The sequence below is a fragment of the Enterobacter sp. TCD1-1 genome (assembly GCF_020567405.1).
Classification (GTDB): domain Bacteria; phylum Pseudomonadota; class Gammaproteobacteria; order Enterobacterales; family Enterobacteriaceae; genus Enterobacter; species Enterobacter quasiroggenkampii.
On the sequence record NZ_JAJCXF010000002.1, the window covers coordinates 108,552 to 134,961 of the forward strand.

The window sequence follows — 26,410 nt, forward strand, 5'->3', positions numbered from 1 at the left end:
AATGTTCTCATTTATGGCCTTTTACGCTGAGCTTAAAGGCGGCCGTGTTATGCAATGGATTCATGAAAAACAAATGGCAAATAGATATGGAAAGATCACTTAGCTTCAGTACATTATTCTTTTATCGCACCCCAACATTATTGTTTCTGTTATTACTCTTTCCTGTTCTGGTTCAGGCTACGGAATCCGTTTATGAGCAACAGATTCAACAGGCGCGTTACGGTAATTACACGTCGTTTCTCGATTATCTTCAGCGTTATCAGCAGCAGCATGCCCTGACGCCTGAACACGTTGCGGACTGGTTACAGGTGGCAGCCTGGGCAGGCCATGATGACGAGGTTATTCAGGTCTGGCAGCGCTACAGCATTTATATGCCGCTTCCCGCCCGCGGCGTTGCGGCTGTCGCACAGGCCAGGCGAAATCAGAAAGCGTGGCAGCCCGCTCTGGCGCTCTGGAAAGAAGCGCGCAGCCTTGCGCCGGATAACGACGATTATCGTATCGGCTATATCAAAACCCTGGCCGATGCCCGTAAAGATACGATTGCCCTGCAGGAGGCCAGACAACTGGTGGCGGAGGATCCCTCGCAAGCACATCTTCAGACGCTGGCGTATGTCTGGCTACGCCAGGGAAAAAGCTGGGATCGGCTTTTAGCCGACACGCGCGCGCTGAATATCGCGCCAGAAAATCACGCGCTTCTTCGCGAGCTGATCGACGCGCTAACGGATAACCGGGTCAATACTCCCGCGCTCCTGCTTTCACAAAAGGTGGCGCTGTCTCCCGCGGAGCGTCGTCGTCTTGAGCTGAATGCCGCCGCCGAAAGCGTGCGCCTTGCAGATGTGCCAGGCAGAACAGAAAAAGAGCGCCTGCAGCTTGCGCAATCTGCGCTGAATCGTTACGTCGCGCTGCTTTCTCGCTGGCGAAGCGAGCCACAGGCGGCGGAAGACATCGTCCTTGCGCGTATCGACCGGCTCGGCGCGCTCTACGCTCATGCCGATTACCCACAGGTCATCAGCGAATATCAGGATCTGACGGCAGCCCGGCATCCGGTGCCGGGCTGGGCAATCGGCTGGGTGATCTCCTCATATCTGCAGGAGAAAAACGCTGCCGCCGCCTTCGCGCTTCTGCAACGCTATCCGCAATACGCATCTGACCCGCAGGACGAAGAGCACGCGCTTTTCTACGCCTGGCTGGATACGGGAGAGTATCCGTCCGCCCGCCGGTATGCAGAGCGCCAGACCCGCAACGTTCCCTGGACCCGTTACGATTTCGGCTCCCCTACTCCTCAGCCGAACGATCGATGGCTTACCGGTCAGTCGCTCCGTTTTAACTATTTGCTGGCGACGAATGCCCTGCCGGAAGCCGAAAAGCTGGCGCACCGTCTGGCGACAACCGCGCCGGGCAATCAGGGATTGCAGATTGACTACGCTACGCTGCTTCAGGCGCGGGGTCTGCCGCGCGCGGCGGAGCAAACGCTGAAAATGGCGGAGGCGCTGGAGCCCTCGAATCTGGAGCTTGAGCAGCAGCAGGCTTACGTCGCCATGGATCTGCAGGAGTGGCGGCAGATGGATTTACTGACTGACGACGTCGTTGCCCGCGCGCCGCGCGATCGCAGCGCCAGGCGTCTGGACAGGCTCCGCACCGTCCACCATATGTCCGAGCTGCGCCTCAACGCAAGCAAGGGTTTGCACTCCGATAGCCCCGTCAGCGGGACACACGACCTCAACTGGGACGCCACGCTCTATGGCCCGCCCGTAGCGGATAACTGGCGGCTGTTTGCCGGCACCCGCTATGCAGAGGGTAATTTCGATGAAGGCAAAGGCACCAGCCGCCACCTGTTGGGCGGTATCGAATGGCGGCCACGCGATCTCCAGCTCGAAGCCGAGCTCTCCAGCAACCGCTATCACGGGGCGAACAAGCCGGGCGCTCGCCTCTCAACAACGTACTTTGTCACCGATAACTGGCAGGTCAGCGGCAGCCTTGAGCGCCTGTCGCGCACCTCGCCCCTGCGGGCATTACGCAACGGGATCAGCGCCAACCGGGGGGAAGGCGGGGTGCGCTGGTATCAAAACGAGCGTCGTGAGTACCAGTTCAACGCCGCCCTCAGCCGCTTTTCGGACCATAACCGCCGACAGGAATACACCCTCACGGGCAAGGAGCGTCTCTGGCAGACACCGTCCCTGACGCTGGATCTCGAACCGGGGATCGCTGCCAGCAAAAACAGCCTGCGGGACACCCTCTATTACAACCCGGCGCGGGATCTTTCCGTGACGGCCGCCCTGGCCGTTGACCATGAGATGCTCCGCCATTACGACACCCTCTGGAGCCAGCAGTTCGTGGCGGGAGGCGGCCGCTACTGGCAGAAAAATCAGTCCGCTGGCGCCATCGCTCTGCTGGGTTACGGACAACGCGTTCAGTGGAACAACGTCATGGATACCGGCGTGATGCTGAACTGGGACAAGCGCCCTTACGACGGCAAACGCGAGAGCAACCTCTCCGTCACGTTTGATGCGACTTTACGCTTTTAAGGATGATGATGATGAACACACGTTTTTCCGCGAGCCTGATACTCCTCGGCTGGCTCTGCCTCAGCGCGAGCGTCTGCGCGCAGGCATTTTCGTTTATTGCGCCCAAAGATCGGCCGCAGCTGGAGGCGAGCAAACCCTGGCCGCAGAACCAGTTTCTGGTGCTGGCCTACCACGACGTCGAAGACGATGCCGCCGATCAGCGCTACCTCTCCGTACGAACCAGCGCGCTAAACGAGCAGATAAGCTGGCTGCTGCACAACGGGTATCACGTCATCAGCGTGCAGGACATTCTCGATGCCCATGACGGAAAAAAAACGCTGCCGCCCAAAGCCGTTCTGCTCAGCTTTGACGACGGCTACAGCAGCTTTTACACCCGCGTCTGGCCACTGCTTCAGGCGTGGAACGTTCCTGCGCTGTGGGCGCCGGTGGGCAGCTGGGTGGATACGCCGGAAAATCAAAAAGTTAACTTCGGCGGTCTGATGACGCCCCGCGATCGCTTCGCGACGTGGGACATGGTGCGCGAGCTCAGCCGGTCTCCGCTGATTGAGATCGGATCGCACACCTGGGCCTCGCATTACGGCATCCCGGCTAACCCGCAGGGCAGCCGCGAACCGGCCATCGCCAACCGCTTTTATGATAAAGCGACGGGCCGCTATGAAACCGATCGGCAGTTCAACCAGCGGATCGGCGATGACGTTCGCAAAGTGACAGACAAAATCACGCAGGTAACGGGCAAGGCGCCGCGCGCCTGGGTCTGGCCCTATGGTGCGGCCAACGGTACGTCGCTTGCCATCGCCAGACAGCAGGGTTATCAGCTGGCCTTTACCCTTGAGGACGGGCTGGGGAACGTGCAGGAGCTGGGCAATATTCCTCGTCTGCTGATCGCCGGCAATCCCTCGCTCAAGGCGTTTGCCAGTACGGTCAGCCAGGTTCAGGAGCGCGAACCCGTGCGCGTCATGCACGTCGATCTCGACTACGTTTACGATCCCGATCCGGCCCAGCAGACCCAAAATATCAACAGGCTGATCCAGCGGGTCTACGACATGAAAATCAGCCATGTTTTCCTGCAGGCATTTGCCGACCCGCAGGGCGACGGCAGGATCAAGGCGCTCTATTTTCCCAACCGCCAGCTGCCGGTCCGGGCCGACCTGTTTAATTTTGTCTCCTGGCAGCTGCAGACCCGCGCGGGTGTGAAAGTCTTCGCGTGGATGCCGGTGCTCTCGTTCGATCTCGATCCTGCCCTGCCGCGCGTGCAGCGTCGGGATCGTCAGACCAGCCGGTTAAGCGATGCCACCGAGCCCTATATCCGGCTTTCTCCGTGGAACCCGCAGGTGCGCCAGCAGGTGACGGACATCTATGAAGATCTGGCCCGCTATGCCAGCTTCAACGGGATCTTATTCCATGACGATGCGGTGCTGACGGACGTGGACGATGGCCCTCAGAGCACAACACGTCAGAAAAGCCAGACGCTTATCGGGTTTACCCACGCCCTGAGCCTGGCGGTGAAGCACATTCGCGGCCCGCAGATAAAAACCGCCCGCAATATGTTTGCCTTACCCATTCTGCAGCCCGAAAGCGAAGCGTGGTTCGCGCAGAATCTTGACGATTTTCTGGCGGAGTATGACTGGACGGTGCCGATGGCCATGCCGCTGATGGAGTCCGTCCCGGCAGACGAAAGTGATGCCTGGCTGGCGCGTCTGGTGAAAGCGGTCGCCATGCGTCCCGGCGCGCTCGATAAAACCATTTTTGAACTGCAGGCCAGGGACTGGGAGCGGAAACCGCAGCGCGCCGTTTCCGACAGCCAGCTGGCACAGTGGATGCGCGTGCTCCAGCTGAACGGCGTCAAAAATTACGGTTACTACCCCGATGATTTCATCAACAACCAACCTGATATCTCACACATCAGGCCTGTATTTTCTTCGTACTGGTACCCTGACAATGACTGATCGCATTATCGCCTTTTCCATTTTATGTCTGGTATTCGGGTTGCCGTTAGGCGTGGCCGCCCTCTTTACCGGCGAGCTGATTCTGGATTTTGTGTTCTTCTGGCCGCTGTTCATGTCCGTGCTCTGGATAACCGGCGGGCTCTATTTCTGGTTTCAGCTTGAACGCCACTGGTCGTGGGATAAAGAGACGCCCGCCCCGACGCTCGCCGGTGAGCCGCTCATCTCCATTCTGATCCCCTGCTTCAACGAGGAACGAAATGCCCGGGAGACGATTAGCGCCGCGCTGGATCAGCGGTATGAAAATATCGAGGTTATCGCCATCAACGACGGTTCGTCTGACAACACCGCGCAGGTGCTGCAGGCGCTGGCGCAGGAGCAGCCGCGCCTGCGGGTGATTAATCTCGCGGAAAACCAGGGGAAAGCGCTGGCGCTCAAAGCCGGGGCAGCGGCGGCCCGGGGCGATCTGCTGGTCTGCATTGACGGCGACGCCCTGCTCGATCGCGATACGGCAGCGTATCTGGTGGCACCGCTGATTCAGTATCCCCACGTCGGGGCGGTCACCGGGAATCCGCGTATTCGCACGCGCTCCACGCTGATCGGCCGCATTCAGGTGGGTGAGTTCTCATCGATTATCGGGCTCATCAAGCGGACGCAGCGGATCTATGGCCGGGTATTTACCGTCTCGGGCGTCATCGCCGCCTTTCGCCGACAGGCGCTGGCAGATGTCGGGTACTGGAGCCCGGACATGATCACCGAAGACATCGACATCAGTTGGAAGCTGCAGCTGCGCCACTGGGATATTTTTTTCGAGCCGCGGGCGCTGTGCTGGATCCTGATGCCGGAGACGCTCAAGGGCCTGTGGAAACAGCGTCTGCGCTGGGCCCAGGGCGGCGCGGAGGTGTTTCTGGTCAACCTTCGCAGGATTGTGCGCTGGGAGCATCACCGCATGTGGCCCCTGTTTCTTGAGTATGCCCTGTCAACGCTGTGGGCCTTCGCCTACGCGATGACGGTGCTGTTATTTATTCTCAGCCATATCGCTCCTGTTCCTGCCAGGCTGACCGTGGAGAGCCTTTTTCCACCGGAGTTTACCGGGCTACTGCTGGGCGTGATGTGCCTCCTGCAGTTCCTCGTCAGTTTGTACATCGAACGGCGCTATGAACGGAAGGTGGCCAGCTCGCTTTTCTGGGTGATCTGGTTCCCGATGGTGTACTGGATGATCGGCCTGTTCACCACCCTTGTCGCATTTCCAAAAGTCATGCTTAAACGCCAGCGCGCCCGCGCGCGCTGGATCAGTCCGGACCGGGGAAAAGGACGCATTTAATGAACGAAAATACCTTAATTCTGACCGAACATCGGCTGCTGCCACGTCTTTTCGATGCCGCGTTAACGCTGGTGGCGTGGGGAGGCTTTCTGTTTTTCCTGTATGCCCGGCTCTGGATGCAGCTCACCGAGGAGAGCGACTACCACTGGGGCGTCATTATTGCGTCTTTTAATACGGTGTTGCTCTACCTGCTGTTTGCTGCGCTCAACGGCTGGCTGCTGATTTTGTGGTATCAGTACAATCGCCGTCGGGCCCACGTGAGGCGGCGTCAGCCGGGCTATTTTCATCAGGAGGAGCTGGCCCGCAGCTTTAATGTTTCACCGCAGATCATCTCCGAGATGAGCCAGTACAACCTGCTGACGGTCTATCATGACCAGATTGGCCGCATCATCGATCTGAAGATCAACGGGCAGGAAGAGGAAGAACAGTAACAAAAAGCCCCCGCAGGATGCCCTGCGGGGGCTTTTTTATTGCGGGTAAGAGCTACTTATCTTTAACCACGATCAGCGGCTCAATATCGCTCTCTTTCTTCACCACCAGCGAGTCATCTCCGCGCAGGCAGGTCCCACCGTAGTTCCCGCCCACGGTAAAAGTACAGACCTGAATGTACTTACCGTCGACGTTTGGCAGGCACCACAGCTGCTGGTAGATGTTTTTACGGTCGACAAACTTGCCGCTGGATTTATCCAGCAGTTCGTCCTGGGCGCTAATCAGGTCGATATTACTGCCGCAGCGTCCGGCAATCGGCTTGACGGCGTATCCGGTCTGCTTCAGCAGATCGTTGACCTCAAAATCGGTGTCGAGCAGGTAACGATGATTCGGGAACAGCTGCCACAGCACCGGAAGAATCGCTTTGTTGCCGGGAATGACGGTCCACAGCGGTTCAAAGACCAGCACCTCCGGGCGCAGCAGGACGTCAATCAGGCGCACTTCGCCTTCAGGATGTCCAGTGCGGATCGGCACGGCGGCATATTCGGTTTCGCTGACCTCACGGATCTGCTCAATCGCCGTCTCCCACGCCCAGGTTTTCCACACGCAGTTGACGTGGCGACCTTCGTCGTCAATCAGCTGTCCGGCGGCATCCCAGCTGAGCGCCCCCAGCCCGTGGAGGATTTTAGTCTCGAACCCGGCCTGCATCAGCGAACGCTGGATAAAGAGCGCGTGATAGTCCTCTTCAACATCGTTGTCCTGCATGATGTGCACGAATGGCCGGGCGTGGCTGTGCTTCCAGGCGCCGGTCAGCTCTTCCAGCAGGCCTTCTGCCGGGTTATGCCCGTTGCCGCGATAGCCGTTTTTCACCCACTCTTCGAGAATCAGCCCGCCCTCGGTATGGCAGGAGGCGGAGTCGGCGTTGTACTCGTAGACCTTGATGCCGCGCTCATCCATACAGAAATCCATACGACCGGTGATCATATGGTGACGACGCCACTGCCAGGAGAGGCGCAGGCGCGGCCAGAGGATTTTCGGGATGTCGAAAAGCGCCAGCAGGCTGTCGTCTTTCAGCACCTTGTCCGTGGCGTGCAGGTACATCAGGTGCAGTTCATTGGTGGCCTTGATCAGCTCCTGCTCGGCGCTTTCGGTAATGGTGAAGTACTGGCAGGGATCTTTGTTGATCACGTGACCGTTGGCGCGAATATACGCCTGCTGCAGCGCGTCATTTTCGTTGAGCCACTTGCCGTCGAACTGACGTTTGTTTTTCAGCCGCGCGCCGCTGATTTTCAGCAGTTCGCCGTCGATTTCCGGCTGGGGAATGCTGTGTTCCGTATCGTCGGTCTGGATCATCCAGCCGAGAATTTCCGTGTCGTTGAAGGTGTCATGGATTGTATAACACCCGTTTTCCACGCTCAGGCGCAGCTCGCGCGTCCACTGCTGCCCGAGCGGCAGCGGAGAGTGAATGACGTTCTGCTCCGCAATTCGCACCTTATCGTCCAGAAGCTGGGTGATCACCGCCACGTGGCCGGTCTCATGAAACTCGCCGCCCTTTTGCCAGATCAGCAGCGCCCCGGCGCACGGCGCACGTTTTGAGCCGTTGGCAAAAGCCTGAAGGGGCAGAATGTTATCGTTCACCACCTGACGCAAAAAGCGCAGAGAGAAAATTTCCCACGCCATGCCGACGTCGGTAAACACGAAGCCATAGTTGAGAAACAGGAAACGGCGAGCAAACTCAACGCACTGCCACTTGTGGCCCATGTATTCGTTGCCGATGTAGCTGCGAAAATCCGCGTCTTGCGGGTAGTTGCGCGGGTCCAGACTGCCGTAATTTGAAGAGTAAATCGCCACGCCACCGGGCGCATAGCCTAACAATGTCCCGAATGGCGCATCACTGCTTAACGTTCCTTTACGCATGTATCCAACCTAAAACAGGCAGGCGGCAATTTTTATAGGTTGTCGTCGTCTGCACGTTGTAATTAACCTGACAGAGGAACGTTTATCATACACCTGCGTGGTAAATAATTCGCCTTACCCGGCCGACAAAACATAAACCCTGTAGGTCGGGTAAGCGAAGCGCCACCCGACACGTTTAAGGCTCACATCTTAAACAACCAGCATGCCGCTAAATGTCCTGGCGCGATCTCCTGCATCGCTGGCTCCTGTGTCTGGCAAACCGGCATGCTATGCGGGCAGCGGCTGCAGAACTTACAGCCCGGCAGCGCGGACGTAGGGCCGGGCATTTCGCCGCGCAGGGTTGCGTCTTCGAGGTTGCGAATGCGCGGGTCGGGCTGGGGAACCGCCGCCAGCAGCGCGCGGGTATAAGGGTGCGCCGGACGCTGATACAGCTCATTCGCCGGCGCCACCTCCACCAGCTTACCAAGGTACATCACCCCAATGCGGCTGGAGATATGACGCACCATCGAGAGATCGTGGGCGATGAACAGATAGGTCAGCCCCAGCTCCTGCTGCAGATCCTGCAGAATATTCACCACCTGCGCCTGCACCGAGACGTCCAGCGCCGAGAGCGGCTCATCGCACAGCACAAATTCAGGGCGTACGGACAACGCGCGGGCAATACTGATGCGCTGGCGCTGCCCGCCGCTGAACTCATGCGGGAACCGCTCAAGGTGCTCCTGCTTCAGCCCCACTTTGTAGAGCAGCGTTTCCGTCCGTTCGCGCTGTTCTTCACGGCTGTAGCCGTGGATCTGCATCGGCTCGGCCACCAGCTGTCGTACCGTCATGCCGGGGTTAAGCGAGGAGTAAGGATCCTGAAAAATCGCCTGCATCCGTTTACGCAGCGGCTTGAGCTCTTTTTCGCGGGCGTGGGCGATCGCCTGTCCGGCAAAGTGGATTTCGCCCGCGGTGATATCGAAGAGGCGCAGGATGGCGCGCCCGAGGGTGGATTTCCCGCAGCCGGACTCCCCCACCAGGCCAAACGTCTCGCCGGGCTGGATATCAAAGCTCACGCCATCAACCGCCTTCACGGCCGTGCCTTTACGCAGCAAACCGCCGTTAAGCGGATAGTGTTTGCGCAGATCGCGCACGCTCACTAATGGCACCTGTTGTTCACTCATGCCTGAATCTCCTTATCGGCCCATAGCCAGCAGGCGGCGCGATGGCCCTCTCCCATGGCGTAAAAAGCGGGCTGCCGTTCACACTGGGGCATGCGTTTCGGGCAGCGTTCGGCGAAGGGACAGCCCGGCGGCGGGTTAAGCAGGCCAGGCGGTGCGCCTTCAATGGGCGATAAACGTTGATTAACCTCGTCCGGACGCGGCAGCGAGGCCAGCAGCCCCTGGGTGTAAGGATGCGCAGGGCGATAAAAAATGTCTTCCACGCTCCCCTCTTCCATTACCAGCCCGCCGTACATCACCACCACGCGGCTGCAGACCTGTGCCACCACGCCGAGATCGTGGGTGATCAGCAGAATCGCGGTTTGGGTCTGCTGTTGCAGGCTTTTCAGCAGACGCAGGATCTGCGCCTGAATGGTAACGTCCAGCGCCGTGGTCGGCTCATCGGCAATAAGCAGCTTAGGGTTGCAGGAGAGCGCAATGGCGATCATCACCCGCTGGCGCATCCCGCCGCTAAACTCGTGGGGATACTGGTCGTATCGGCGTTCCGCCTCGGCAATCCCCACCTGTTCCAGCATGGCGATCGCCGCCGCTTTGGCCGCTTTTTTGGTCAGTCCTTTATTGCGCATCAGGATCTCTGCCATCTGTTTGCCGATGGTCAGCACCGGGTTCAGGGCGGTCATCGGATCCTGGAAAATCATCGCGATCTCGTTGCCGCGAATAGCGCGCATCTGCGCAGAGGTTTTCTGCGCCAGATCGTCATTCTGGAAGCGAATGCTGCCGCCGGTTATCCGTCCATTGTTCCCCAGAAGCTGAATGATCGACTTACAGGTGACGCTTTTCCCGCAGCCCGACTCGCCAACAATGCCGACAAGTTCGCCCGGCTGCACCTGAAAGCTCACGCCGCGCACCGCGTGAACCTCGCCCTCGCGGGTGCGGAAGGTGGTTTGCAGGTTCTCAAGCGCTAATAAGTTACTCATCGCGATTCGCTCCTGGTTCAAAGGCGGTACGGAACACATCGCCCAGCACATTAAAGCTAAACACCGTCAGCAGGATCAGAATGCCGGGGAACATCGCCAGCCACGACGCTTCGCCAATATACGACTGGGCATTGTTGAGCATGCTTCCCCACGACGCCGCCGGTGCCTGCACGCCGAGCCCAAGGAAGCTAAGCGTCGACTCCATCAGAATGGCCGAGGCGATATTGAGCGTGGCGGCCACGATAATGGTCGGCAGCACGCCGGGAATAATGTGGCGCACGATAATGCGCAGCGGGTTTTCCCCCGACGCGCGGGCATAAAGCACATACTCGCGCTCTTTCACCGATAAGGTTTCTGCGCGCACCAGCCGCGACATGTTCATCCACGTCAGCAGGCTGATGATCAGAATGATGTTATCCACGCCCGGCTTGAGGTACGCATTAACCACCAGCAGCAGGAAGAAGGCCGGAATGGCCATCAGGATATCCACGGCGCGCATCATCAGGTTATCCAGCCAGCCGCCAAAGTAGCCGCTTACCGTTCCCACCACCGTACCGATAAGCGTGGAAAAGAGCATGGCGAGAAAACCGACCATCAGGGAGATCTGGCCGCCATATAGCGCGCGGGTGAAGTAGTCGCGTCCATACTCGTCGGTGCCGAACCAGTGTGCGGCATCCGGCGGTAGCGTGCGTGCGCCGAGCGCCATCCGATCCGGATCGTACGGACTTAACCCCGCACAGAGCGCGGCGACAACGAAAATAAAAAGCACAAACAGGGAGAACTGCGCCGGACGATTGCGGCGCAGCTGGTGACGAACCTGCTGCCAGCGTCTGCTCATCCGGGTTACCTCAGCGTACGAATGCGGGGATCGGCGAAGCGATAAAGCAGATCGGCGATCAGGTTACCGACGATCAGCATCATCGACGAGAGCATGATGATCGCCATGATCAGCGGATAGTCCAGCGAGGCGATCGACTGGATCCCAAGCAGCCCCATCCCCGGCCACGAGAAGACGCTTTCCGTCACATAGGCCCCCACAATCAGCTCACCAAACGACAGGCCGAACAGGGTGATCACCGGCAGCAGCACGTTTTTCAGCACGTGGCGGAACAGAATGCTGGAACGCGTGGCGCCGTAAGCCAGCTGGGTCTGCACGTAGTCGGCCGAGAGCTGCGAGATGGTGTTGGAGCGGATGTAGCGCACATAGCTGGAGAGGTTGTAGAACGTGAGGGCAATACACGGCAGCACGCCGTGACGCAGCACGTCCAGCGCATTATCTTCCATGCCGATGGTGCGCATCCCCATGCTGGGGAACCAGTTAAGCTGCACGGCAAAGACCGTAATCAGCAAGATGCCGAACCAGAAAATCGGCACCGAGATGCCGATATAGGCAAACAGATTAAGCACGTGATCCAGCCAGCGGTGCTTAAATGCCCCCGCCAGCAGGCCGAGCGGGATGGCCAGCACGATCGCCAGCAGCAGCGACGCGCCCATCAGCCCCAGCGTGGCCGGAATGCGTTCGCCGATCATCTCCAGCACCGGGCGGTGGTAGATCAGCGAATAGCCGAGATCGCCCTGCAGGACGTTTTTCAGCCACAGGACGTACTGCGTAACCAGGGGCTTATCCAGCCCCAGGCTCTGGCGAATACGTTCGATATCTTCCGGAGCCATACGCGGCGTAATGTACGCCGCCACCGGATCGCCGGGCGCGAGCTTGACCAGCAAGAACGCCACCAGTGAAATAAAGAACAGCATCGGCAGCAGCTGCAGCAGCCGACGCGTGAGAAGTGTGTTCACGACATGCCCTTACCAAGGCCCCGACCCGACGGTCGGGGCAATCGCTTATTTCTGATAGATTTTTGACAGATCCTGGAACAGATAGACCGGTTTCGGCTCCGCTTCCTCGGTACCGCCAAAACGCTTGTCCACCGCGACGGTCGCATTGGTATAGGCGATCGGGTAGTACGTCATGTCGTTTGCCACCGTTTGCTGAATTTGCTTGTAGATCTCAGCCCGTTTCGCGGCGTCAGTTTCCACGGCGCCTTTATCCCACAGGGCATCAAACTGCGGATTTTTGTAGTGCGCGTAGTTATAGGCTTCATTGCTCATGAACAGCGATTTGTAGCCGTCCGGCTCGGAGCCCATGATGTAGCCGCCCAGGTTGAGCTCCCACGCGGTGTTGTTCATATCGAGGCTGCGCTGGGACATGGCGTTGGAATCCAGCGGCATCAGCTCTACGTTCACCCCAATAGCCTTCAGCGCCTGCTGAATATAGAGCGCCATGCTCTCCTGGGTTTTGCTGGTGTTCACATACGCCAGGCGCAGCTTGAGGTTGTCCGGCGCGCCGGATGCTTTAAGCCGCTCTTTGGCCTTTTGCAGATCGAATGTGTACTGTTCAACGTCATCCGTTTTGTAAAGCGTATCGGGCGTCAGGAACGAGGTCGCTGGTTTGGCGTAGTCCAGCGAGGTAAACGCGGTCTGGGTCAGCTCGTCTTTGTTGATGGCGTAAGCAATGGCCTGACGCAGCTCTTTGCTCTTCATCACCGGCACGTTCTGGTTGAACGTCATATAGGCCAGGCGGCCTTCCGGATAGACCACGAAGTCAAACTTACCGGTATTTTTCAGACGGTTCACATCCTGCGGATCAACCATCTTGAGGTTGATTTCACCGTTTTGCAGCGCAAGGTTGGCGGCGTTACTGTCTTTGGCGAAACGGTAGGTGACCGAATCGAGCTTCGCTTTGCCGTTCCAGTAATCGTCAAAACGGGTCAGGGCGTAGTACTGCCCGGCGCGGTACTCTTTAAATTTGAACGGCCCGGAGCCGACCGGTGCATCGTTTTTGCTGCTCTTTTCCAGGTCGCCTTCGCTGGCGAACACGTGCTGCGGGATCGGGTAGATCTGTACCAGCGTGCCGGTAAAGGCCGCGCTGACCTGCGGTAAGGTGAACTTAACGGTGCGGTCGTCAACCTTGCTTACCTGTACCGGCTTATCGCCGTAGGTGAACATGCTGCGGAAGAAGCTGTGCTGTTTGGCATCCAGCAGCTTATTGAACGTAAAGACCACATCGTCCGCCGTCAGCGGCTGTCCGTCCTGCCATTTCAGGTTGGGTTTTAACGTCAGGGTGTAGCTCAGGTTGTCGGCGGAGGGCGTCAGGCTTTCCGCCAGGCCCCACTCGATCTTACCGTTGTTGAAGCTATAGAGCGGGGCATAGAGCGCCTGCATGATGGTTAACGTGGTACGGTCGCTGGCATAGAGCGGATTCACGGCTAACGGATCGCCGGAGGTAATCCCGATAATCAGCGAACCGCCCGCTTTTGGCGCGTCGCTTTTTGCCGCAGGGGGCGTATTGGTCTCTTTATTTTTCGCATCATCACAGCCCGCCAGGCCTAACGCGATCGAAACGACCACTGCCGATAACAGAAGCTTGCGCATCTCACTAACTCCTTGCCTTATAAAGTGTTTATGACTGCATCTTTTATTTATGTTGAAGCATCATATGCAGCTTTATCCATTAACGCATTAGTTATGAAAATGCGATTTTCGATTAAGCTTATGCCGGATTTGATATATATAAGCAGCAGAAGGAATAGCGGTTAATTGCTTGCGCTCACAACGTTAAACGGTTCACCAATCTCCTGCTACACTGCCTCAACACATCACAAAAAAGGCAGGCCAACATGTCAGACAACACCTATCAGCCACCCAAAGTGTGGGAATGGAAAAAGAACAACGGCGGCGCGTTCGCCAACATCAACCGCCCCATTTCCGGCGCGACCCATGAGAAAGATCTTCCTGTCGGTTCTCACCCGCTGCAGCTCTACTCGCTGGGCACACCGAACGGCCAGAAAGTGACGATCATGCTTGAAGAGCTGCTGGCGCTGGGCGTGACGGGCGCGGAGTACGACGCGTGGTTGATCCGCATCGGCGAGGGCGATCAGTTCTCCAGCGGCTTCGTTGAGGTGAACCCGAACTCGAAAATCCCGGCGCTGCGTGACCACTCCACGAACCCACCAACGCGCGTATTTGAATCCGGCAATATCCTGCTCTACCTGGCAGAGAAATTCGGCCACTTCCTGCCGAAAGATCCGGCGGGACGCACCGAGACGCTGAACTGGCTGTTCTGGCTGCAGGGCGCGGCGCCGTTCCTCGGCGGCGGTTTTGGCCACTTCTACAACTATGCCCCGGTGAAAATCGAGTACGCGATTGACCGCTTCACCATGGAAGCCAAACGCCTGTTCGACGTGCTGGATAAACAGCTGGCGCGCGGTCGCTACGTGGCGGGTGAGGAGTACACCATCGCGGATATCGCCATCTGGCCATGGTTCGGCTGCGTGGCGCTGGGCAGCGTGTACAACGCCGCCGAGTTCCTGGATGCAGAGAAGTACACCAACGTGCAGCGCTGGGCGAAAGACGTGGCGAATCGCCATGCCGTTAAGCGCGGACGCATCGTTAACCGCACCAGCGGCGAGCTGAACGAGCAGCTCCACGAACGCCACGCGTCGAGCGACTTCGAGACCAATACGGAAGATAAGCGTCAGGCGTGACGACTAGCCGGGCGGATCGCCGCCCGGCAACAGAGATCCTTGCTCAGGGCATGATTGGCCTAAAGGTTGAGTCGGTATTGCTGGCACTATCTGTGCGTTTTTCTCACCTCAGAGTGAGAAGCAACGTATCAACCGACAGCAGTCACAAAGGATCTGTTATGAAAGTTATTAAAACAACGCTGGTTATCAGCGCCCTCATTTTTTCCACCTCGGGAATGGCCATCGATAAAACCGCCGCTGGCGCGGTAGCAGGCGCTGCCATTGGCGCGGCCACGGGCAAAGATCTGAAATCCACCGTTGGCGGTGCCGTTGTTGGCGCAGGCACCGGTGCCATGTTCAAAAACGGCGACAAAGGTAAAGCCGCGCGTAAAGGCGGCGCCGTAGGGGCTGCCGTGGGCGCAGGTGCCGCGGCGGTTACCGGCAAGAGCGTGCTGAAAGGTGCAGCCGTTGGCGCAGGCACGGGCGCGCTGATTGGTGAAGCGACGCACTGATAAACTTCGCCGGGCGTCGCAGCGCGTGCCCGGCCTCATGGCTGTTCAGTAATAACCCCGCACCCAGTCTCGCATTTTTGCGAGCCGCTTTCCGAAATAGCATTTCCCCTCTGTCGCAGCGATGTTAACAATTGCCAGTCGTAGCCTGAAGATTACAATGTATTTGCTTATCGTAAACTACAGGCTACAATAATGGCTAAGGTTAAACACTACATCACAGCTGACGGGTATGACCCTTTTGATGCATATCTAAGAAGTGTGAAAGATCCCATAGCAAAAGCCATGATTGCCACGCGTGTCGCCAGAATATCAACGGGTAACTATGGTGATTGTAAACCATGCAGAGAGAGCGTTTCAGAGCTCAGAATTAACCAGGGGCCGGGTTACCGTGTCTATTTCAGCGAAGTCTCCGATCCGGCAGATGGCGCAGTGAGTCTGGTGCTACTGACTGGAACGAAAAAAAAGCAAAGTGCAGATATTGAAAGAGCCGTTGAGTACCTCAACGACTACAAGCGCAGGATATAAAAGGAAATCGCAATGGCTAAATCAGTACTCCATGATGACGCAATGGTACAGCTCCTGAAAGATTCTCCGGATTTCGCGCCCGTATATCTTCATCAGGCTTTCATTGAAATTGACGAGCCCGGAGGCTATGAGGCATTCATGCTGGCTTTACGGCATGTTATAGAAGCCTCCGGCGGGATGACTGTCATTGCAAAACGCGCAGGCATTTCTCGCGAATCACTCTACAAATCACTGTCACCAAAAGGTAATCCTTCATTTAAGCGTATCGCCGAAGTGGCATCTGCAACGGGATACCCAATATCCCGAATTGCAACAGCAGGATTAAACACAACAGCGTGAGAGCCACTCCAAAATAGGCCCGGATGTGCGACCCGGGCAATACATCAATGGTGATCGTCATACTGATGCTCAATCACCATCCCTTCCGCCACGCTCGCCACATGGCGTGCACGCGGATGATAGACCGGTGCAGGGGCGGCATACGTTGTTTGTGCAGGTGCAGGCGCAACGCTTACCGCCTCAGGAACCGTGGCTGACTGCGGAACAATCACGACCTTATACCCGGTAGGAACATCGACCGTGACGCTCTGGGCCATCGCTGTATTGACCACGGCAAAACCTGCCAGGGCAGCAAATAAAATAATACGGTTTTTCATAAATTGAATTATTTCCGGTATCAAGAAGATAATTCATTATGTCGACCGAATCTTAAGACAATATTAATTTTCATGTTCTGGAATGTGCAGAAAATGCCAAATATATTGTTACAAGCAAATAATTTAATATTTAAAAAATATTGACTTACGTTTTTTTAAAAAGGCGGCAAGAAATACGCTTGCATGCCGCCTCACCTGTTATGTTAATACTTAATATCCCGCGCTTTTTGCCGTCCGGCCTGTTTCATCTGACGCTTGTCCTGGCGGCAGTCGTGATTACTCTGGTTATTGTTCGCCACGCAGGTCTGCTTCACCTGCCGTGACGCATCGCGGGTTTCCTGCCTGACATCACGCGCTACGCGCCGTTCTTGCGCCTGCTGGGTCGCACTGGCGGAAACCGAGAAAAGCGTCAGAAAAATGAGAGAAAGGACAGGGATAAAAGATAACGATCTGTTCATAGCAACACCTCGTAGAAGAGAGCCCAGAACGTCAGGGGTTAGCAAAAGAATAGCAGTTTCAGCGCCGCTGAATGAGGAAGGCGTTAATAATATAAGGCCGCACAAGGCGGCCTTATCACGTTGCGTTATGCCGTCAGGCGGAACTTCTGCACCGAGCGCTGAAGATCTTCGGTCTGACGCTCCAGCGCCGCCGCCGCCGCGGAAACCTCCTCCACCAGCGAGGCGTTTTGCTGGGTAACACCGTCCATCTGGGTAATGGCAATTCCGACCTGCGAAATACCCTTACTCTGCTCCTCAGAGGCCGAGGCAATTTGCTTCATAATGGTCGTCACTTCCGTCACGTCCCGCAAAATCGCATCCATGGTGGTGCCGGTATCGCCCACCAGCTTCGCCCCCTGCTCGACGCGGGACACGGAGTCGGTAATCAGCCCTTCAATCTCTTTTGCCGCGTTGGCGCTGCGGCTTGCCAGGTTGCGAACTTCGCCTGCGACGACGGCAAAGCCTCGGCCCTGTTCACCCGCGCGTGCGGCTTCAACCGCCGCGTTGAGTGCCAGAATATTGGTCTGGAAGGCAATGCTGTTAATGACGTTGGTGATTTCAGCAATTTTCTTCGAGCTTTCCGAAATACCGCTCATGGTGGTCACCACCTCTTCCACCAGCGAGCCGCCGCGGCTGGCGGTGGTTGAGGCTACATCGGCCAGCTGGCTTGCCTGGCGCGCACTCTCCGCGTTCAGCTTCACCGTGGCGGTCAGCTGCTCCATGCTGGCAGCCGTCTCTTCCAGCGCCGCCGCCTGCTCTTCGGTACGGGAGGAGAGATCGTTGTTACCGCTGGAAATCTCCGTCGCGCCGCGCCAGATATTTTCACTGCCGGAGCGGATCGTGCTGACCGCTTCGCGTAGGCTGTCCTGCATGGCGCTCAGCAGCGGCACCAGTTGGCCCACGCAGTTGCGGCCGAACGGCTCGATGGGCTGGCTGAGATCGCCCTGGGCAATCTGGCGGAACTGCTGGCGAATGCGATCCAGCGGTTTTACCAGCATCGCCACCAGATAACGGTCGGTGAAGAGCAGGAGCAGCAGGCCGACGATCGTGGCGATGATAATCACCGTGCGGGTCATGCTGGTCAGGCCGTCCACCACCACGCGGGTACTGTCGAGCGACTTCGCGGCAGCATTGTTGAACTCTTCAGCCGCCGCACCGAACGCGCGGCTCAGCGGTGGGGTGACGTTGTTAGCCTGCTGACGATAGCCGTCCAGCGCGCCCAGTTTCGCCTGCTGCATTTGCGGCGTCACGCCCTGTTCGAGCAGCGCCTGCCAGGCACCGATCGCTCGTGAAGAGACCTGCTCATCCATTGGGCCTGGAGAAATGGCTTTCATCTCAGCCAGCTTCTTGCCCATGTTATCCAGCGCCTGCTGGGCAGAGGCCAGATCCGGCGTGCCGCCTGCGGCTTTGACTTCCATTGCGCGGCTCAGACGGGTCACAAAGCGGAAATACTGATCGTTGCCCTGACTGAGCACCGTCATCTGCTTGACCAGCTGGCGGTCCACCTCGTTGCCATCTGAAACGCGAGACAGGGACCAGGTGCTGTACAAGCCAACACCCGCCCACATTACACAAAAGATCCCGAGAATCGTCAGCATGACGAAACGGATCGTGAAATTACGGAGCATATTCATAAGTCTTCCTTGCCGTGAGGGTGAATTCGCCCAGAGGCGAGTCTTACCCTCGTTATCGGCAGAAACTGGCGAAGTTATACTATTTCGCGCGTAATTTTATAAAAATCTTCACTACCCTGCCGTTCGCCGGAGAAGGATAATCGCCGCGGGGTAAATCTAACTGCACAATACGTGTTTTCATATTTCAGCAGCCGTCAAAATGTAAAACAGGCAAACAGTTAATTAACCTCATGATCCGAAAGGGTTAATATCCCGGTGAATAAGAAGGTCAAAGAACCGCACGACCGGTCAAGAAACCCTTTAATTTGTATGCAAATCATTCAAAAATATTTAGCACATGAATTAATTCAAATTTATTAATTAGATTTAATTATTTAAACGTCAATTATTGCTCGATATATATCTTCAGATTTCATTACATCCTTAGACGCTAAGAAAGTTCTTATTTTAAATAAATTCAATTAAAAAGAGCCGGACAATTTTCGACTCATCCAGAGAACTTAAAATGCGCAAATTAATGAATCGTACGTTGCTTTCGCAATGTGTCTTAGTGGCTTTAACGTCATTTGGTGCCCAGGCTGCCGTCACTCCCGCTACGCCCTGCCAGCCTGGCGTGACGTCGCAGACCTGCGGCTTATCGAAATATAAAGATAATAGTTTCTATGAAGATCCCGGCGTGACTAATGCCATTATGGCCGACGCCAACGCAAATAATATCTTTATGGATGGAAGCCGTGAATCAGGGGATACTCAATCATTAACCGTTTCTGGTACCGACATGTCCGGCCATTATATTCAGGGCAGCAACGGGGGGACGGCTAATATTACGGTGAATAACGGCGCCACCGTCGATATGATCGAAGTGGGCAATACCGGTGCGACCACCAATACGACGGTAACCATCGATGACGCCACGCTGAATGGCGAAAATGACGCCGGAAGCTACGAGGGCAAGAAAGCCTATATGATGGGTTCCGCCATTTACCTCGACCCCATGGATAAAGGTTACCACACCGTCAACGTTGAGGACGGCAGCATGCTGCACGGCAGTATTCTCAGTGCTGGAGCCGGTGCACAAAATATTGCCATCAGCAACAGCACAATGGATAAAGGCGGTATTTACGCGGGTAGCGATAAATCTGATACCAATATTACGCTGACTAACGCTTCCGTGGATGCCTCGCAGAGCGAAATCGCGCAGAACATCGACACGCTGGCGGTAAAACTGAGCGAATACAAGCCCTTCAGCGACATCAACCTGGATGCTTTTGGCGATGTCGCCATCGCGATGTACGGAACGAAGGCTGATTCGCTGGCGCTGAATAACAGCACGGTCACCGGCGACATTGGGGCCTTTAACGAAAACGGCACCACGCTGATTTCACTGACCAATAACAGCGTGGTAAATGGCAATGTGACCGTCGATGGCAACTCCGCAAATTCCGTTCTGGTGGATAACAGCACCGTGAATGGCGAGATAAATACCAGCCAGAATACGGGCAATAGCACAATTACGCTGCAGAACAACGCAACCGTCAACGGTGATATTACAACGGGTGCAGGTGATGATACGGTCGTGCTGACCAATGATTCACATGTCAATGGCAATGTTAACGGTGGTGACGGCAGCGATACTCTGTCAATGGATGCGGGCAGCTCCATTTCCGGACAAATAAGCCAGTTTGAAACGGTAAATACCACCAGCGATAACAGCAATGCGCTGGTTACCATGAGCACCGACAGCTACGTGAATTTCGGTAATATTACCGGCGCAAATAACGCCGTGGTGGTGAACAGCATTACGCCGTCAGCGCAAAATCAGCAGGGGATAGTCCTGGGGACCTTCACCACGTCGGGCAGCAGTGCGCCGCAGAATTATGCAGCAGCCACATTTACCAACGGCGACCAGACCGTGGAGAACCGTAGCGGCGCGTATAACTACAACAACAGTCTGAATATTGTTGCAGCCGACAGCGTGCCTCAGGCTCAGCTGACTGCAGATAATAGCCAGAGCTGGAATATTGAATTTAATAGCCAGAAGGGCAACCTTGCGAGCGACGTTCAGGGGCTGGTAGCCGGCCTGGATGCAGCGGAACAGGCCGGGCATCAGGTAGCGGATGACATCAGCAACCACATGAACCAGGTGCATCTGGCAAACCTGCTGGGAGAACAGCAGGACGGTGCGCAGGTCTGGGGCGATTTCCTTTATCAGAACGGTAATTTCAGCAACGACGTCAACTATAAAAGCATCACTCAGGGTGCGCAGGGCGGCGTAGACTGGACGGCGCATCTGGACAACGGCGACAGCGTCACCGGCGGTATCGCGCTGGCATGGACGCGCAGCCGCGTGCAGGACACCAGCGACGGTGCGGATAGCTTCAAAGACAGCGTTTACGGTAACTACTACAGCCTGTATGGCGGCTGGCAGCAGGCGCTGAACGGCCGAACCTGGGGTCTGTTTGCTGACGGCAGCTTCAGCTACGGCGATATGCGTTACTCGTTGTCTGCCAACAACGTGACGGGCGATACCAGCGGCATGACGGAAGCGCTGCACGGCTCCACCGATGGCAGTCTGTATCTGGCGCAGGCCCGCACCGGGGTGAACGTGTTGCTGCCAGGCGAAACGCTGCTGCAACCCTACGCCACTCTTGGCTGGGATCAAACCAAAGCGAACGGCTTCTCTGACAGCGAAGTCACCTTTGCCGACAGCCAGGTCTCTTCCTGGAACGGCGGCGCGGGCGTGAGGCTCACCACCACCCTTCGCGATCCGAACAAAAACGTGAAGGTGATGCCGTGGATCGACGCGCGCTTCCAGAAAGAGTTCAGCGATAACACCGACATTCAGGCGGCGGATTATCACAATACCGCCGGTCACAACAACACCATGGGCATCTTTGGGGCAGGCATCAACGCCACCATCGCCCATAACTTCACCCTGACCACTGGCGTCTATGTCGGTACTGGCGATGTGGATAACGATGCCAGCGTACAGGCGGGGATGAGCTATAGCTTCTGATAGTCGTCTGATTGCCCGGTGACCTGCGTGTACCGGGCAGTGCAGGGCTCAATGTCTGACGCATCCCGGGGAAAATTGCTGGCAGGGAGTTCTGCCATCGCTTCTCCCCGGGATTTGTGTTTTGATAAGGACAGAATGAAAACGACGTTTCAAAAAATTATCGATAAGAAAAGGAGACATCATGTCCTGGTACCCTGCCCCTGACCGCTACGAAAACATGCAGTACCGCCACTGTGGCAAGAGCGGCCTGCGCTTGCCCGCGCTGTCGTTGGGACTGTGGCACAGCTTCGGTCACGTCCAGCCTCTTGAAACCCAGCGGGCGCTGCTGCGCAAAGCCTTCGACCTCGGCATCACCCATTTCGATCTGGCCAATAACTACGGACCTCCGGCGGGTAGCGCGGAAGAGAATTTCGGCCGCCTGCTGCGGGAGGACTTTGCCGCGTACCGCGACGAGCTGGTGATCTCCACCAAGGCCGGTTACGACATGTGGCCGGGGCCATATGGTTCGGGCGGGTCACGCAAATATCTGCTCGCCAGCCTCGATCAGAGCCTGAAGCGCCTGGGCGTCGAATACGTGGATATTTTCTATTCCCACCGCGTGGATGAAAACACGCCGATGGAAGAGACAGCCTCTGCGCTGGCACAGGCGGTGCAGAGTGGGAAAGCGCTGTATGTGGGCATTTCCTCCTACTCAACCGGGCGCACGCAAAAAATGGCCGAGCTGCTGCGCGAGTGGAAGATCCCCCTGCTGATCCACCAGCCGTCCTATAACCTGCTCAACCGCTGGGTCGATAAGACCGGTTTGCTGGATGCGCTTGCAGCAAACGGGACCGGGTGTATCGCCTTTACCCCGCTGGCGCAGGGGCTGCTGACCGGAAAATACCTGAACGGTATTCCTGAAGATTCACGCATGCAGCGTGAAGGCAAGAAAGTCCGCGGTCTGAACGAAAAAATGCTGACCGAAGCCAACCTGAACAGCCTGCGTTTGCTGAGTGAGATGGCGCAGGCGCGGGGTCAGACCATGGCGCAGATGGCGTTGAGCTGGTTGCTGAAAGACGCGCGCGTGACGTCAGTGCTGATTGGCGCAAGCCGTCCGGAACAGATTGAGGAGAACGTTCGGGCGCTGGATAACCTGCACTTTACTGAGGACGAACTCAAGCGGATTGACCAGCATGTCGCGGATGGAGAGTTGAATCTGTGGCAGGCGTCGTCGGATAAATAAGGCCGCACAGAGCAGTCCCCTCTCCCTTTTGGGGAGAGGGTTAGGGTGTACTTTACTTCTTACTAATCTTATCCAGATACCCCATCACAAACGCAGACAGCACAAACGTCAGATGGATAATGACATACCACATCAGTTTGTTATCCGGCACGTTCTTCGCGTCCATAAACACGCGTAACAGGTGGATAGAAGAGATCGCCACAATCGACGCGGCCACTTTATTCTTCAGCGACGAGGCATCCATTTTGCCCAACCAACTGAGCTTCTCTTTACGCTCGTCGATATCCAGCTGGGAGACAAAATTCTCGTAGCCGGAAAACATCACCATCACCAGCAGTCCGCCCACCAGGGTCATATCCACCAGCGACAGCAGAACCAGAATCAAATCCGCCTCGGCAATAGAAAAAATGTTCGGCAGAACGTGCAGGATTTCCTGAAAGAACTTAATCGTCAGCGCGATAAGCGCCAGCGAAAGGCCAAAATAGACGGGGGCCAGTATCCAGCGAGAGGCGTACATGGCGTTTTCAAAAAAGCGTTCCATAAAGTCCTGTTTGCAAAAGAAACCAGCGCCCAGTATATCCCAATGGCGCTGACTGTTTGCAATAACTCACCAGTCTGGTGACTCAGACGTTGTCGGGGTTAACTTCCGGACGGGCGTACTCCGGCCAGACCAGCACCACCAGCTCCGGGTAGGCTTCCAGGCTGAACTCACGAAAACACTGACGCAAATTTAATACGTCCAGATCGGAATAAGAGACCTTCTCGCCGTTAAGGCAGCGTTTTTTGATATTGTCATAATATTTATACACGGCTGAATTCAGGTCGCTACAGCGACGCTGTGCCTCAAACAGTCCTGGCGTGTCATTAATTTCCGACATTTTCATGCGTTTAATTGTCGCGTGTAAAAAGTCGATATATTCATGGTTCACCCGCCAGTACCAGACAGGTGTAACGGAGTTCATCAATACAGAGAAATGGTCTTCTCCTTCCTCTTTTGTCATGAGTTCCGGTTGCGGCGGTTCACTGGCGTCTTTCGACACTTTCGTTTTATTGAACTCCTGCATCAATAAAAGCACACCAGCGGTCAGTAATAGTAATGTGATGACCGTAAAAAAGATGCTGTTCATGGGTAGGCTCCATTTTTTTTGATTTTAAATTTGCCTCATGATATTGTCAACGAATCTCACGCCTTTACCAACCCCACCCTGTTGAAATTAAAGGAAATTAAAAATGCTGCCCGACTATCTCGTCCCGGCTAAGTACCACATTACGCCTGTGGAACAGCAACCGACGGAAGCAGAAAAAGAGGTCAGTTTCACTCAGGGGAAAAGAAAGCTCTCTGATTTCGAGCCTGATATATTAATTGGTGTTTCCCGCACCGGCAAATCCCGTAATATGTTGCTGGAAGAGCACGATCGCCATATTAAAGACCGCTTATTTCGCGCCATAAAAATTGAAGCCTTCGTCCACCTGCTGAACGATCTGCAGGCCGAAGGAGAAATAGATGCTCAGAAACTAAGTCAAATATTGGCCGAAAAAACCAAAGAAATTAACGAAGCGGGCAATGAAATTTGGCTTAACTTAATTACGCGTGAAAAAAACAACCCAATTTTTTATAGCCTGGGGGAGGATTAACGTGAAGGAAGTTAAAAACAACGACGTTTATTTGACTTTAGATGATAAGAAAAGTGATGAATTTATCTTAAAGCAAAATCTCGATGCGCTGCGAAACACAAAAAATGACGAGATGACGCGTATTACCCAGGACCTGGTATCGATCCCGGCAACGCTGGTGCGGCTGAAATGGCAGAATCGCCGTGAAATTTATCCGCTACAGGTCAAAGAAGAAATTTACGGTGCCGTGATGAACGCCATCATGGAACAGCGGCCAGAGCTGAAAGAGAAGCTTCTGGGTCGCCTCGAGGCCAATTACCAGTATCTGCTTGCCAGAGAAATCGCCACTCTGCGCCTGACGCGCAAATTGTCAGACGGTGAGTACCGCACCTCAAACGTCACCTGCGTTGCGCTTGATGAGGACGCGCTGGCGTCTGGCGCCAGCGCCCCTTCCGAACCGCAACGCTAATTAAATCTGAATACGGCAATCGCCTCTTTTAACTGCCCCGTCTGCTGCCGCTGCGCTTCAGCCACCTGCAGCGTTTGCGCTACGTGACGCACGTTCTCCTGCACGCTGGCATCGATGCTGGCAATACTGTCGTTCATCTGCGCAATGCTCGCCCGCTGCTGCTCGCTCATCTGCGACAGCTGCTCCAGAAGCGAGCGGAGCCCTTCAATGCTCTCAATGATCGACTTCATTGTCATACCGGCCTGCTCAACCTGCTCGACGCCCTGCAGCGTGGTTGCCTGCGATGCGGTCAGCAGCTGGCGAATGTCTTTTGCAGCCCCCTCGCTGCGCTGGGCCAGCACGCGCACTTCCGAGGCAACTACCGCGAAGCCTTTGCCATGTTCCCCCGCTCTGGCAGCCTCGACCGAGGCGTTGAGCGACAGGATATTGGTCTGGAACGCAATCCCGTCGATCAGCTCCAGAATGGCGTAAATGCGCTGCGACTCCTCGCGAATGTGCTCCATCGCCGCAATCGCCTGCCGTACGTTATGGCCTCCCTGCTCCGCCACATTACTGGTACTGAATGCCACCTCCCGAACCTGGCGGGCTTTTTCACTGGTCAGGGTGGCGACAGCCCTCAGTTGTTCCATCGCACTGGCCGCCGTCGCCAGCGAACTTGCCTGGTGATCGGTACGTTCCGACAGCGCGCTGTTGCGTTGTCCTAACGCGCGGGATGCCTCCAGCAGTTGCCCAATATTGGCGCTGACCTGCTCAAGCGTGGCGCGCATGGTGCCCAGCGTCAGGCTGAACGTACGGGCAAAGGGAGACTCTGCGGGTGCCGCATCGACGGCCAGCGTGAGATACCCCGGTTCGCGATTGATCACCCCCGCCAGCCTTGCCACCTCGCTCGCCGAGCGGGCGTCCTGCTCCATACGAATCGCCAGCAGAACCAGGATCGCGGTCTGGACCACCACAAACAGCCCGTGGAAAACCACCATATGAAAGCCGGTGTGCATGAACACCACGACGCCGTACAGGTCGTTTTCCTGCAGATAGTTGAACACCAGGTGATGTAATGCGATGACCGCCGCCCCCATCACCAGCGGGCGCCAGTCTCGCCAGGCAAGGAGCGCGGAAAGCAGGACGAAAACCGAGAAATGGTATTCGGTTTCACCTTCGCCCAGATGAATCAGCAGCGCGGAAAATGCCATTAGCACACACGCAGAGCTCAGGCGGAGCAACAGCGCGCCGGGGAACACCATCGTCAGCAGCGTCGATAAACAGGCCAGTGAAGTGCCGACAATCGCCCCCTGCATGATGTTTTCGTTGATATAGCCCACGCCCAGCGAGATGGCCCACAGCGACCAGATGAGCACCAGTATTAGCCTGTCGGCGCGTCGTCGAATGGCAGAAAGCGAAAACAGATCGTTTTGAGGCGCGTGCGGATACAGCCATGTCATCGTAGCCATAGGGAGTCTCTTGCTGTGCAGG

Annotated in this window: 24 protein-coding genes; 12 read left to right on the forward strand and 12 right to left on the reverse strand. The window is 56.3% G+C overall.

Annotated elements, in window-relative coordinates:
* Positions 1-86: 86 nt before the first annotated feature.
* The 4 genes from pgaA to pgaD are packed head-to-tail and all read left to right on the forward strand — an operon-like array spanning position 87 to position 6,223.
* Positions 87-2,525 carry a poly-beta-1,6 N-acetyl-D-glucosamine export porin PgaA gene (gene pgaA, locus LJA86_RS13345; RefSeq protein WP_229226297.1) on the forward strand — a complete coding sequence of 813 codons (2,439 nt, stop codon included), beginning with the start codon at positions 87-89 and terminating at the stop codon, positions 2,523-2,525.
* A gap of 8 nt (positions 2,526-2,533) precedes the next feature.
* Positions 2,534-4,471 carry a poly-beta-1,6-N-acetyl-D-glucosamine N-deacetylase PgaB gene (gene pgaB, locus LJA86_RS13350; RefSeq protein ID WP_229226298.1) on the forward strand — a complete coding sequence of 646 codons (1,938 nt, stop codon included), beginning with the start codon at positions 2,534-2,536 and terminating at the stop codon, positions 4,469-4,471.
* Complete coding sequence (pgaC, locus tag LJA86_RS13355) at positions 4,464-5,792, forward strand: poly-beta-1,6-N-acetyl-D-glucosamine synthase (RefSeq protein ID WP_048224868.1); 1,329 nt, start codon at positions 4,464-4,466, stop codon at positions 5,790-5,792. Before pgaB ends, pgaC begins: the two co-directional genes overlap by 8 nt.
* Complete coding sequence (gene pgaD, locus LJA86_RS13360) at positions 5,792-6,223, forward strand: poly-beta-1,6-N-acetyl-D-glucosamine biosynthesis protein PgaD (protein ID WP_048224871.1); 432 nt, start codon at positions 5,792-5,794, stop codon at positions 6,221-6,223. The genes pgaC and pgaD overlap by 1 nt, the downstream gene beginning before the upstream one ends.
* A 52-nt stretch (positions 6,224-6,275) precedes the next feature.
* Here pgaD and gss read toward each other — a convergent pair whose 3' ends face one another.
* The 6 genes from gss to LJA86_RS13390 form a co-directional block, all read right to left on the reverse strand.
* Positions 6,276-8,138, reverse strand: a complete 1,863-nt coding sequence (gss, locus tag LJA86_RS13365; protein ID WP_223539560.1) for a bifunctional glutathionylspermidine amidase/synthase — start codon at positions 8,136-8,138, stop codon at positions 6,276-6,278.
* Between the two features lie 182 nt (positions 8,139-8,320).
* Positions 8,321-9,298, reverse strand: a complete 978-nt coding sequence (locus tag LJA86_RS13370; protein ID WP_229226299.1) for an ABC transporter ATP-binding protein — start codon at positions 9,296-9,298, stop codon at positions 8,321-8,323.
* Positions 9,295-10,272 carry an ABC transporter ATP-binding protein gene (locus tag LJA86_RS13375; RefSeq protein ID WP_196365299.1) on the reverse strand — a complete coding sequence of 326 codons (978 nt, stop codon included), beginning with the start codon at positions 10,270-10,272 and terminating at the stop codon, positions 9,295-9,297. Before LJA86_RS13375 ends, LJA86_RS13370 begins: the two co-directional genes overlap by 4 nt.
* Positions 10,265-11,110, reverse strand: a complete 846-nt coding sequence (locus LJA86_RS13380) for an ABC transporter permease (protein ID WP_021242100.1) — start codon at positions 11,108-11,110, stop codon at positions 10,265-10,267. Before LJA86_RS13380 ends, LJA86_RS13375 begins: the two co-directional genes overlap by 8 nt.
* 5 nt (positions 11,111-11,115) lie before the next feature.
* Positions 11,116-12,069, reverse strand: coding sequence for an ABC transporter permease (locus LJA86_RS13385; RefSeq protein ID WP_080347320.1), 954 nt, complete (start codon positions 12,067-12,069; stop codon positions 11,116-11,118).
* Positions 12,070-12,114: 45 nt separating this feature from the next.
* Entirely contained in the window at positions 12,115-13,704 is a 1,590-nt protein-coding gene (locus LJA86_RS13390; RefSeq protein ID WP_229226300.1) for an ABC transporter substrate-binding protein, read from the reverse strand.
* Positions 13,705-13,949: 245 nt separating this feature from the next.
* On the opposite strand from LJA86_RS13390, the gene yghU reads away from it, so the two are divergent.
* From yghU to LJA86_RS13410, 4 genes are all read left to right on the forward strand, one after another.
* Positions 13,950-14,816: a glutathione-dependent disulfide-bond oxidoreductase gene (gene yghU, locus LJA86_RS13395; RefSeq protein WP_023615831.1), complete on the forward strand. Its 867-nt coding sequence runs from the start codon at positions 13,950-13,952 to the stop codon at positions 14,814-14,816.
* Between the two features lie 158 nt (positions 14,817-14,974).
* Positions 14,975-15,307, forward strand: a complete 333-nt coding sequence (locus LJA86_RS13400) for a glycine zipper domain-containing protein (protein ID WP_045909953.1) — start codon at positions 14,975-14,977, stop codon at positions 15,305-15,307.
* Between the two features lie 192 nt (positions 15,308-15,499).
* Entirely contained in the window at positions 15,500-15,832 is a 333-nt protein-coding gene (locus LJA86_RS13405) for a type II toxin-antitoxin system RelE/ParE family toxin (protein WP_229226301.1), read from the forward strand.
* A 12-nt stretch (positions 15,833-15,844) separates the two neighbouring features.
* Positions 15,845-16,171 (forward strand): DNA-binding protein, encoded by a 327-nt coding sequence (locus tag LJA86_RS13410; protein WP_196346562.1) that lies wholly within the window; start codon positions 15,845-15,847, stop codon positions 16,169-16,171.
* Between the two features lie 44 nt (positions 16,172-16,215).
* On the opposite strand, the gene LJA86_RS13415 is transcribed toward LJA86_RS13410, so the two are convergent.
* The 3 genes from LJA86_RS13415 to LJA86_RS13425 form a co-directional block, all read right to left on the reverse strand.
* The gene (locus LJA86_RS13415; protein WP_048029031.1) at positions 16,216-16,488 is read right to left on the reverse strand and encodes a hypothetical protein; all 273 of its coding nucleotides are present in this window, start codon (positions 16,486-16,488) and stop codon (positions 16,216-16,218) included.
* Between the two features lie 203 nt (positions 16,489-16,691).
* Positions 16,692-16,946, reverse strand: a complete 255-nt coding sequence (locus LJA86_RS13420; protein ID WP_048029030.1) for a hypothetical protein — start codon at positions 16,944-16,946, stop codon at positions 16,692-16,694.
* A 125-nt stretch (positions 16,947-17,071) separates the two neighbouring features.
* Positions 17,072-18,619: a methyl-accepting chemotaxis protein gene (locus LJA86_RS13425; protein ID WP_229226302.1), complete on the reverse strand. Its 1,548-nt coding sequence runs from the start codon at positions 18,617-18,619 to the stop codon at positions 17,072-17,074.
* A 550-nt stretch (positions 18,620-19,169) separates the two neighbouring features.
* Here LJA86_RS13425 and LJA86_RS13430 point away from each other — a divergent pair.
* Together LJA86_RS13430 and LJA86_RS13435 are read left to right on the forward strand one after the other, a co-directional pair.
* Positions 19,170-21,635 (forward strand): autotransporter domain-containing protein, encoded by a 2,466-nt coding sequence (locus tag LJA86_RS13430; RefSeq protein WP_229226303.1) that lies wholly within the window; start codon positions 19,170-19,172, stop codon positions 21,633-21,635.
* 181 nt (positions 21,636-21,816) lie between these two features.
* Positions 21,817-22,857: an aldo/keto reductase gene (locus LJA86_RS13435; protein WP_126534065.1), complete on the forward strand. Its 1,041-nt coding sequence runs from the start codon at positions 21,817-21,819 to the stop codon at positions 22,855-22,857.
* A gap of 52 nt (positions 22,858-22,909) precedes the next feature.
* Here LJA86_RS13435 and LJA86_RS13440 read toward each other — a convergent pair whose 3' ends face one another.
* A complete protein-coding gene (locus LJA86_RS13440; RefSeq protein WP_008499805.1) occupies positions 22,910-23,398 on the reverse strand; it encodes a TIGR00645 family protein in 489 nt (162 codons plus the stop codon).
* Positions 23,399-23,480: 82 nt separating this feature from the next.
* Positions 23,481-23,984: an ESA_00282 family adhesion-associated protein gene (locus tag LJA86_RS13445; protein WP_045909961.1), complete on the reverse strand. Its 504-nt coding sequence runs from the start codon at positions 23,982-23,984 to the stop codon at positions 23,481-23,483.
* A gap of 103 nt (positions 23,985-24,087) precedes the next feature.
* Here LJA86_RS13445 and LJA86_RS13450 point away from each other — a divergent pair, with 103 nt between their 5' ends.
* Both LJA86_RS13450 and LJA86_RS13455 read left to right on the forward strand, forming a co-directional pair.
* A complete protein-coding gene (locus LJA86_RS13450) occupies positions 24,088-24,492 on the forward strand; it encodes a hypothetical protein (protein ID WP_008499807.1) in 405 nt (134 codons plus the stop codon).
* 1 nt (position 24,493) lies between these two features.
* Positions 24,494-24,940, forward strand: a complete 447-nt coding sequence (locus LJA86_RS13455) for a hypothetical protein (RefSeq protein WP_045909962.1) — start codon at positions 24,494-24,496, stop codon at positions 24,938-24,940.
* Here LJA86_RS13455 and LJA86_RS13460 read toward each other — a convergent pair.
* Positions 24,937-26,388 carry a methyl-accepting chemotaxis protein gene (locus LJA86_RS13460; RefSeq protein ID WP_229226304.1) on the reverse strand — a complete coding sequence of 484 codons (1,452 nt, stop codon included), beginning with the start codon at positions 26,386-26,388 and terminating at the stop codon, positions 24,937-24,939. The two genes, LJA86_RS13455 and LJA86_RS13460, sit on opposite strands and share 4 nt — an antisense overlap.
* Positions 26,389-26,410: the final 22 nt, after the last annotated feature.